We start from the raw sequence: 7,773 nt of genomic DNA, 5'->3' as shown, positions 1-7,773 counted from the left end.
ACCAGCGGCTGAAGCGCTGATGCACCGTTTTCCACTTGCCGTACCGTTCCGGCAGGTCGCTCCAGTGTGCGCCCGATCGCAAAACCCACAAACATCCGTTGACGAACAGTCGATTGTCCGCAGCCGTACGTCCCGGGTCGCCAGCTTTCCCCGGCAGCAGTGGCGCAATCCTCGCCCATTGCGCCTCCGTCAGCTCATATCGTTTCGCCGCCACCATCTGCTCCGTGTCTCGAATCACGGAACTCTATGAATCAGCGATCAAACCGCTTGGGAATCCTGAATGTCGATCGGTCCTAGGCCGCGCCCCCACAAACACAGAGCCTGCCGTGCTCCCGATGGCGGCCTCGTCGGCGCCCGCGGGCACAATTCATTCGGGCAATCCCGCCTTCCGAAGTCCCTCGATCAACAGCTGCGCGTTTGGGTACCCGCCCCTGGCGATCATCGCGGATATTGTAAAGGCGGGATCGAGCTGAAGCAGGAGCGCCGCCGCCTCGCGCGCCTCCGCGTCGCGTCCGAGATGAGCGAACGCGGACGCGAGACAACGGTAGGCCAGCGAATAGGAGGCATTCTGGCGCCGGCATTTATTCGCTGCGGCAATGGCCTCGTCAAAGCGGCGAAGCTCGATGAAGGCCATCCCCATCCCAACAAACGTGATGGGTAGCCGCGGGTCTAACGGGCTCAGGCGGATGGCGCGTTCAAAACTCCGGACCGCTTCCTCCGGAAGCCCGGCAACTCGATAGACACTGCCTCTGGCGGTCCATGCGCGATATGAATTCGGATTGAGAGCGACCGCCCGGTCGGCCAATTCGATCTCACTCTCACAATCGCCGACCATGTACGCCGAGGTGAGGGAAACCCAGGCTAAAGTTTCCGCGTCACCATCGTCGATGCTCAATGCCAGGCGAAGCAGCCGAACCGCTTCCTTGCGGTCAAATTGAGGATCGACGGCATGCCCCCAAAGGATGTTCTGCATGTGCGCGAGACCTGCCAGAGCGGCGACAAAGCCGAACCGGGGGTCAAGCTCCAAAGCACGATGCGCCAGCCTGATCGCCTCGGCCAACCCGTCGGCGGTCATCAGGTAATGCTGCTGCATGGCGCGGAGATAGAAATCATAGGCGGTGAGGTTCTCTGGTCGCCGTGCCGACAGGCCGATTTCGATCTGCAGCAATTTTGGTTGAATGGCCGAAACGACGGCGACGGTCACTTCGTCCTGGAGAGCGAATATGTCCGTCAGGTCGCGCTCGAACCTGTCTGCCCAGATGTGCGTTCCGGTCACCGCATCGATCAACTGCCCGGTGATGCGAACCTTCCCCGCGGCCTTGCGCACAGACCCCTCAAGGACATAGCGGACGCCGAGCCTGCGGCCGACCTCCTTGATATCGACGGCCCGGCCCTTGAAGGTAAAACTCGAATTTCGGGCGATCACGAACAGCCATTTGAAGCGCGACAGCGCCGTGATGATCTCCTCGACCATTCCGTCCGCGAAGTATTCCTGTTCGGGGTCGCCGCTCATATTCTCGAAGGGCAGCACGGCGATCGACGGCTTGTCAGGGAGCGCCAGAGCTTGCGCGCTGTCGACCGGCGGCTCGATCGGGGCGCTCGCGGGATGGCCCGCGTTTATCCTCAATCGCCACGCGCGCATCGGCTCAGCAATGTTCTTCAGGTTCTGCGAGCCCATGTCCGCGAACACGGCATCGACCTTGCCGCGGATTTGACGTTGCGCATCGTCCGAGATGCAGATCCCGCCGGGCTCCGCGATCCCTTCAAGGCGGGCGGCGATATTGACGCCGTCTCCAAAGATATCGTTTTCATCGACGATGATGTCGCCGACGTGGATGCCAATGCGGAATTCGATCCGCTTGAGTTGCGGCACCGTGGCATTTCGCTCGGCCATTCCGCGCTGGACCTCAATGGCGCAACGCACCGCATCCACGACACTGCCGAACTCGGCGAGCATGCCGTCGCCCGTGTGCTTGACGACCTTGCCACGGTGTTCGCTGATCTTGGGATCAGCGAGTCCACGCAGACACTCCCTCAGCCGGACGTGTGTCCCTTCCTCGTCCAGGCCGGTCAACCGACTATATCCGGCCACGTCAGCCGCCAGGATAGCTGCAAGCCGCCGCTCAACGCGATGATCGGTCACAACGGCCTCCCGAAATCGGTAGATCCGCCGGACCCCATCAAAGCATAGGGCGTTGCCCTTGGGCTAAGGGCGTACGGCAGGCCCGCCGGATTTCGCGGAGCCTGTCAACGGGCGCGCCTGTTGCGCGCCCGTTGGCTGCATTCGGGCTGGGGGTTCTCCGAAACGGCGGCGCTAGCCGCCGTTGCCGTTCTCGCCGTTTTCCTCTTCCGGAATGTGCTCGACCGAGACCACGTGCTCGTCCTCGGCGGTGTCGAACACGATCACGCCCTGGGTCGAGCGGCCGGCGACGCGGATGTCGGCCACCGGGCAGCGGATCAGTTGGCCCTTGTCGGTGACCAGCATGATCTGGTCGGCGTCCTCGACCGGGAACGACGCCACCAGGTTGCCGTTCCGGTTGTTGACGCTCATCGCGACGATGCCTTTGCCGCCGCGGCCGGTGGTGCGGTACTCGTAGGACGAGGTCCGCTTGCCATAGCCGTTGACGGAGACGGTCAGCACCACCTGCTCGGCCGCCGACAGTTCGGCATAGCGCTCCTGCGACAGCTGGATCGCATTCGCGGTCTCCTCGCCCTCGGCCTCGACCGGCTCCTCGGTCGCGGCCTCGCCGGCCACCGCGCGGCGCATCTTCAAATAGGCCGAGCGCTCGTCCGAGGTGGTCTCGACATGGCGCAGGATCGCCAGCGAGATCAGCTTGTCGGCCTCGGGCAGCGCAATGCCGCGCACGCCCATCGAGGTGCGGCCGGTGAAGACGCGCACATCGGTGACCGGGAAACGGATGCACTGGCCGCCGGCGGCCGTCAGCAGCACGTCGTCATGCTCGGTGCAGATCTGGACGTCGACGATCGCCTCGCCTTCCCCGAGCTTCATGGCGATGATGCCGGAGCGGCGCACGTCGACGAAGTCGGACAGCTTGTTGCGGCGAACGGTGCCGCCGGTCGTCGCGAACATCACGTCGAGATTGGCCCAGGAGGATTCATCCTCCGGCAGCGGCATGATCGTCGTGATGCGTTCGCCCTGCTCCAGCGGCAGGATGTTGATCAGCGCCTTGCCGCGCGCGTTTGGCGCGGCCATCGGCAGCCGCCAGACCTTCTCCTTGTAGACCTGGCCGCGCGATGAGAAGAACAGCACCGGTGTGTGGGTCGAGGCCACGAACAGGCGCGAGACGAAATCCTCGTCGCGGGTCTGCATGCCGGCGCGGCCCTTGCCGCCGCGGCGCTGCGCCCGATAGGTCGACAGCGGCACGCGCTTGACGTAACCCGCATGCGACACGGTGACGACCATGTCCTCGCGCTGGATCAGGTCCTCGTCCTCGACCTCGCCTTCCTGCTCGATGATCACGGTCTTGCGCGGGGTGGCGAACTGCTGCTTCACCTCGGCCAGTTCGGTCTTGACGATGCCCTGCACGCGGGCGCGCGAGCGCAGGATGTCGAGATAGTCGGCGATCTCGGCCGCGAGCTTGTCGAGCTCTTCGGAAATCTCGTCGCGCCCGAGCGCGGTCAAGCGCTGCAGGCGAAGGTCGAGGATGGCCCTGGCCTGCTCCATCGACAGCCGCAGCGTGCCGTCCTCGTTGATGCGATGCCGGGGATCGTCGATTAGCGTGATCATCGCCTCGACGTCGCGTGCCGGCCAGTCGCGTGACATCAGGGCCTCGCGCGCGGTGTTCGGATCGGGCGAGGTCCGGATGACGCGGATGATCTCATCGATGTTGGCGACCGCGATCGCAAGGCCGACCAGGATGTGGGCGCGGTCGCGCGCCTTGCCGAGCAGGAACTTGGTCCGCCGGGTCACCACCTGCTCGCGGAACGCGACGAAGATCGTGAGCAAGTCCTTCAGATTCATCGTCTGCGGACGGCCGGAATCCAGCGCCAGCATGTTGGCCGGGAAATTGGTCTGCAGCGGTGTGAACCGGTAGAGCTGGTTCAGCACCACGTCGGGCACCGCTTCGCGCTTCAACTCGATGACGACGCGATAGCCGTCGCGGTCGGACTCGTCGCGCAGGTCCCCGATGCCCTCGATCTTCTTCTCTTTGACGAGTTCGGCGATGCGCTCGACCATCGTCGCCTTGTTCACCTGATAGGGAATCTCGGTGATGATGATCGCTTCACGATCCTTGCGGATGGTGTCGATCGTCACCTTGCCGCGCATCACGATCGAGCCGCGGCCGAGATGGTAGGCGCTACGAATGCCCTGGCGGCCCAGGATGACGCCGCCGGTCGGGAAGTCCGGTCCGGGAATGATGTCGATCAGCTCGTCGATCGTGAGCGCCGGATTGTCGATCAGCGCCACGCAGGCGTCGACCACCTCGCCGAGATTGTGCGGCGGGATGTTGGTCGCCATGCCGACGGCGATGCCGCCGGCGCCATTGACCAGAAGGTTCGGGAACCGGGCCGGCAGAACCGACGGCTCTTTTTCGGAGTTGTCGTAGTTCGGCTGGAAATCGACCGTTTCCATGTCGATGTCGGCCAGCACGGCGAGCGCCGCCTTGGTCAGCCGCGCTTCCGTATATCGATAGGCCGCCGGCGGATCGCCGTCGACCGAACCGAAATTGCCCTGGCCGTCGATCAGCGGCACGCGCAGCGAGAAATCCTGCGCCATGCGGACCATCGCGTCGTAAATCGACTGGTCGCCATGCGGGTGATATTTACCGATCACGTCGCCGACGACGCGGGCGGATTTGACGTATTTCTTGTCCGGCGTATGTCCCTGCTCATGCATCGAATAGAGGATGCGCCGGTGCACCGGCTTGAGCCCGTCGCGCGCATCGGGCAGCGCACGCGACACGATCACGCTCATCGCGTAATCGAGGTAGGACTTCTTCATCTCGTCGAGAATGGAAACGGGACGAATATCTGAGGGTCCCGGCGGCTCGCCGGGCTTGTGGTCGTCGTTATCGGACAAAGGGGAAATCCGGTCGGTTCTGCTGGGGAATCATATAGCCCATCGGGGGCCTGATAACCACCCTTGCGCGGCTCCGGCAAGCCGTTTTTCCGTTCGTTTTTTCATGCACTTACGGGTGGAGCACCGAGGTTCCGGCTGCCTGGTCGGGAAGCGCGTGGCGAATGGCGAATAGCGGATGGAAAAATCCCTATTCGCCACTCGCCAGTGGCAGTTCGCCTCTCCAGTCAGTGGCCGAAAACCACCGCGTGCATGATCCGCCCGGGCATCAAGGTGAACAGTCCGGCGATGAGCAGCGCGCCGAAGTAGATGCCGATCATCGTGAACCTGTGGCGGCGGACATCGTGGCTCCGCGCAGCCGTGACGCCGAGCACCAGCATGGCGAGCGAGAAGATCGACAGCAGGTGGATCGGGCTCCAGGGACCGACCAGCTGGATCTGATGGATCCAGAACGAGCTTCCGGCGACCACCAGCATCAGGATCACCCAGATCCAGCCCAGGGTCCGGTGCGGCAGCGTGCCCTTGGGGGCGGCGAGCTGGATGGAGCCGAGCACGAAGGCGGCCATCGCGGCAAAGGCGTGGAGCGGGATCGCAGGCGCGGCGTCGAGCAATGGCGCGAGGCTCATGATGGCCGGCCCTCGGGTGAAGCTCGCCGCCAGGCATCAAATGCCGCAGGCCAATGTAAATATCATTTACATCAGGCTGTGTCAAAGTCCAGGGAACCCGCATCCCTGTACGTCGAACCACCGAGGTTCTGACAGAGAGTTACCGGGTTATCCTCATACTCCACACGAGGAAATTGCTGGTCCAGATCGCGGCGACCGTTCCGGGAAAATGATCTTCACGGAACGGCGCCTGACGGAATCGACGGAAGCGCGACCGCTGCTCAGAACGGGATGTCGTCGTCCATGTCGCTGTTGCGGCTGCTGCCACCACCCGCGGCGACGGCGCGGCGCGGCGCCGAGCTGACCGGTCCGGCCGAGCCGAAATCGCTGCCGCCATCATCGGAGAAGCTGCTGCCCCCACCGCCACGCCCATCGAGCATGGTGAGGTTGGAGTTGAAGCCCTGCAGCACGACTTCGGTCGAGTACTTCTCGACGCCGCTCTGGTCGGTCCATTTGCGGGTCTGCAGCTGACCCTCAATGTACACCTTGGCGCCCTTCTTCAGATACTGCTCGGCGACCTTGCAGAGGCCCTCGTTGAAGATCACGACGCGGTGCCACTCGGTCTTTTCCTTGCGCTCGCCAGTGCCCTTGTCGCGCCAGGTTTCCGAGGTGGCGATGGAAAGGTTTGCGATCGGACGGCCGTCCTGCGTCCGCCGGATTTCCGGATCCTTGCCGAGGTTTCCCACCAGGATCACCTTGTTCACGCTTCCTGCCATCGCATCATCTCCACTCAAAAACCGGGCGTCCGGACATTCGGCCGCCACTCTCAACCTTCGCCACTTACGTCGCAGGCGTCGTGGATGACCCTATACGCCGGTGCCGGCTCGCCGCCTTTGCCGTCGCGCCGGTTATCCACGATATTCGAGATATAGCATCGCATCCGGCGTCGTTCCAGTTTTGTTCGCCACAACCATCCGTAGAAGCGGCCAGTGCCGTCGGAGCGGCAGTCGATCTCGGCGCCAGCCGCCGCCCGGCAGCAAGATTTAGAAAAACAACAAATAAATCAGCAACTTGCCTTCTCGGTACTTCTCCCGCGAGTGTTGCATTTGGGAGACTGCGTTTCCGGTTGAATCAGCGTATAGCTCCAACCATGGCGCGGGCGCTCGCGTCTGGGATCGTGCTTCGGGACCGTTTGGAAGCCGATCGGGGCGCTGGGGGACTGATAATGAAGAAGTTTTTGCTCGGTACGGTTGCTCTGATTGCGTTTGCTGCGCCTGCCGCGGCCGCTGATCTCGCTGCGCGCCCGTACACCAAGGCGCCGCCGCCAGTGGTTGCCCCGATCTATGACTGGACCGGCTTCTACATCGGCGCCAACGGCGGCTGGGGCTCGAGCCACAATTGCTGGGACCAGCTCCCGGCCGGCATCTTCCTCGCATCAGATGGTTGCCATGATGCAACCGGCGGCGTCGCCGGTGGCCAGATCGGTTATCGCTGGCAGGCTGGCGCCTGGGTGTTCGGCCTCGAAGCGCAGGGCGACTGGGCTGACCTGAAGGGCAGCAACAACAGCGCGATCTTCCCGGGCCTGTTCACCAACCAGTCCAAGATCGACGCGTTCGGCCTGTTCACCGGCCAGATCGGTTACGCCGTCAACAACGTGCTGCTCTACGCCAAGGGCGGCGCGGCGCTGACCGACAACCGCTTCAACACCTACTTCACCCCAACCGGCGTGCTGGTCGGTAGCGCCAGCGACACCCGCTGGGGCGGCACCGTCGGCGCCGGCATCGAAGTCGGCTTCGCGCCGAACTGGACCGCGGGCATCGAATACGACCACCTGTTCATGCAGGACAAGACCTACAACCTGATCGCCCCCAACGGCACGCTGAACAGCACCATCCGCGATCGCCAGGACGTCGACCTCGTCACCGTCCGCGTGAACTACAAGTGGGGTGGCCCGGTCGTCGCGCGCTATTGATCGCGCCAGGCCGATTGATCCAGACGAAAGGCCGGCCTCCCGCCGGCCTTTTTGTTTGTGCCTGTTTGTGCGCCGGCTTTTTCGTTGCGTGTGCACGCGCACCTCACCGGGGCCGTTTTCGGTGCGTTGTGGTTTCGCGGATACACACGTTCCGGCAT

Annotated in this window: 6 protein-coding genes; 1 reads left to right on the top strand and 5 read right to left on the bottom strand. The window is 63.6% G+C overall.

All coding sequences use genetic code 11. The features are described from left to right. The 5 genes from J6525_RS11310 to J6525_RS11290 form a co-directional block, all read right to left on the bottom strand. Positions 1-217, bottom strand: a 217-nt coding sequence (locus J6525_RS11310) for a transposase (RefSeq protein ID WP_225644397.1), incomplete at its 3' end; no start/stop codon positions are given. 150 nt (positions 218-367) lie between these two features. Further along, entirely contained in the window at positions 368-2,143 is a 1,776-nt protein-coding gene (locus J6525_RS11305) for an adenylate/guanylate cyclase domain-containing protein (protein WP_225644395.1), read from the bottom strand. A gap of 171 nt (positions 2,144-2,314) precedes the next feature. Next, complete coding sequence (gyrA, locus tag J6525_RS11300) at positions 2,315-5,041, bottom strand: DNA gyrase subunit A (RefSeq protein WP_225644393.1); 2,727 nt, start codon at positions 5,039-5,041, stop codon at positions 2,315-2,317. Between the two features lie 224 nt (positions 5,042-5,265). Then, complete coding sequence (locus J6525_RS11295) at positions 5,266-5,664, bottom strand: DUF2306 domain-containing protein (protein ID WP_092083382.1); 399 nt, start codon at positions 5,662-5,664, stop codon at positions 5,266-5,268. A gap of 260 nt (positions 5,665-5,924) precedes the next feature. Beyond that, on the bottom strand, positions 5,925-6,419 hold the full coding sequence (locus tag J6525_RS11290; RefSeq protein ID WP_057018508.1) for a single-stranded DNA-binding protein: 495 nt from the start codon (positions 6,417-6,419) through the stop codon (positions 5,925-5,927). A 449-nt stretch (positions 6,420-6,868) separates the two neighbouring features. Between J6525_RS11290 and J6525_RS11285 the strand changes: the two genes are divergently transcribed. Beyond that, entirely contained in the window at positions 6,869-7,615 is a 747-nt protein-coding gene (locus J6525_RS11285; RefSeq protein ID WP_076828596.1) for an outer membrane protein, read from the top strand. The last annotated feature ends 158 nt before the right edge of the window (positions 7,616-7,773 follow it).

This window comes from Bradyrhizobium australafricanum, assembly GCF_020329495.1.
Lineage (GTDB): Bacteria > Pseudomonadota > Alphaproteobacteria > Rhizobiales > Xanthobacteraceae > Bradyrhizobium > Bradyrhizobium australafricanum.
Note: the sequence above shows the minus strand (reverse complement) of the source record. Positions and strands in the feature narration are given on the sequence as shown.

What these genes read in the sequence shown, in the direction of transcription:
- J6525_RS11290 (WP_057018508.1), bottom strand. Translation starts at nt 6,419, where the DNA reads ATGGCAGGAAGCGTGAACAAGGTGATCCTGGTGGGAAACCTCGGCAAG.
- J6525_RS11285 (WP_076828596.1), top strand. Translation starts at nt 6,869, where the DNA reads ATGAAGAAGTTTTTGCTCGGTACGGTTGCTCTGATTGCGTTTGCTGCG.
- J6525_RS11295 (WP_092083382.1), bottom strand. Translation starts at nt 5,664, where the DNA reads ATGAGCCTCGCGCCATTGCTCGACGCCGCGCCTGCGATCCCGCTCCAC.